Origin of the sequence: Brasilonema bromeliae SPC951 (assembly GCF_012912135.1) — a bacterium.
Classification (GTDB): domain Bacteria; phylum Cyanobacteriota; class Cyanobacteriia; order Cyanobacteriales; family Nostocaceae; genus Brasilonema; species Brasilonema bromeliae.
The window spans coordinates 1-1,263 of the sequence record NZ_QMEB01000431.1 but is presented as its reverse complement, the minus strand read 5'-3'; the positions used below and the strand labels follow the sequence as shown (position 1 = coordinate 1,263).

General features: G+C 43.6%; 2 protein-coding genes. Both read left to right on the top strand.

Annotation, left to right across the window (positions count from 1 at the left end; all coding sequences use genetic code 11):
• A partial coding sequence (locus DP116_RS28285) for a ferredoxin:protochlorophyllide reductase (ATP-dependent) subunit N (protein ID WP_169158255.1) occupies positions 1–878 on the top strand: 878 nt, incomplete at its 5' end.
• A gap of 17 nt (positions 879–895) precedes the next feature.
• Positions 896–1,171 (top strand): hypothetical protein, encoded by a 276-nt coding sequence (locus tag DP116_RS28825; protein ID WP_211173572.1) that lies wholly within the window; start codon positions 896–898, stop codon positions 1,169–1,171.
• Positions 1,172–1,263: the final 92 nt, after the last annotated feature.

Below are 1,263 nucleotides of genomic sequence, written 5' to 3'. Positions count from 1 at the left end.
TTTCTAAACTGCTTAACTTTGGTAAGAAGAAAGAAGAAGTCGCCAACGAAGAATCTGAGTACGTGGATCATCCACCACTTGTGTTGTTTGGTTCCCTTCCTGATCCCGTGGTGACTCAGTTAACACTGGAATTGAAGAAGCAAGGTATCAAGGTTTCTGGTTGGCTACCCGCCAAGCGCTTCACCGAACTACCAGTCCTTGAAGAAGGGTATTATGTCGCTGGTGTCAACCCCTTTCTTAGCCGAACTGCGACTACCTTGATGCGTCGCCGCAAGTGTAAGCTGATTGGCGCACCCTTCCCGATTGGTCCAGATGGTACCCGCGCTTGGATTGAGAAAATCTGCTCGGTGTTTGGTATTACTCCTAAAGGTTTGGATGAACGGGAAGCACAAATTTGGGAAAGTTTGGAAGACTACATAAAACTTATTCGTGGCAAGTCTGTGTTTTTCATGGGTGATAACTTGTTGGAAGTTTCCCTAGCACGGTTCTTGGTACGCTGCGGTATGACTGTTCCGGAAATTGGTATCCCTTACATGGATAAGCGCTACCAAGATGCTGAATTGAAGTTGCTGGAGAAGACTTGCAAGGAAATGGGCGTACCTCTGCCTAGGATTGTGGAAAAGCCAGACAACTACAATCAAGTGCAGCGGATTTACGATTTGAAGCCAGATTTGGTTATTACTGGTATGGCTCATGCTAACCCGTTGGAAGCACGAGGGATTAATACTAAGTGGTCTGTGGAGTTTACTTTTGCTCAGATTCACGGTTTTACTAATGCGCGGGATATTTTGGAGTTGGTGACTCGTCCGCTACGTCGGAATAATAGTTTGAAAGATTTGGGTTGGGATAAGTTGGTGAAGGAAGAAGCGAAGATTTAATTTTACCTTTTGTTGGAATGAATTTTGTTGGGTGCGTTGGCGTTTGTCGTGGCGCACTTTTTTTTATTGAACCGCAGAGGCGCAGAGGACGCAGAGAGGAAGAGGAAGAGGAAGAGGAAGAGGAAGAGGAAGAGAAAGAAAAAGAGAAAGAGGAAGAGAAAGAGGAAGAGAAAGAGGAAGAGAAAGAGAAAGAGAAAGAGAAAGAGAAAGAGAAAGAGGAAGAAAAGAGCGATCGCTGTCTACTTTCAAGTTTTAACACGCGACCCTCTGTTGGTAAATCATGTCTACAATGAGAAGTGAACGGGAAAGCTGCTTAAAAATATCTAAACTTTTCATTTTTCTATTTCTTAATTTATGAATGACAATATATATGAGTCAATCACCT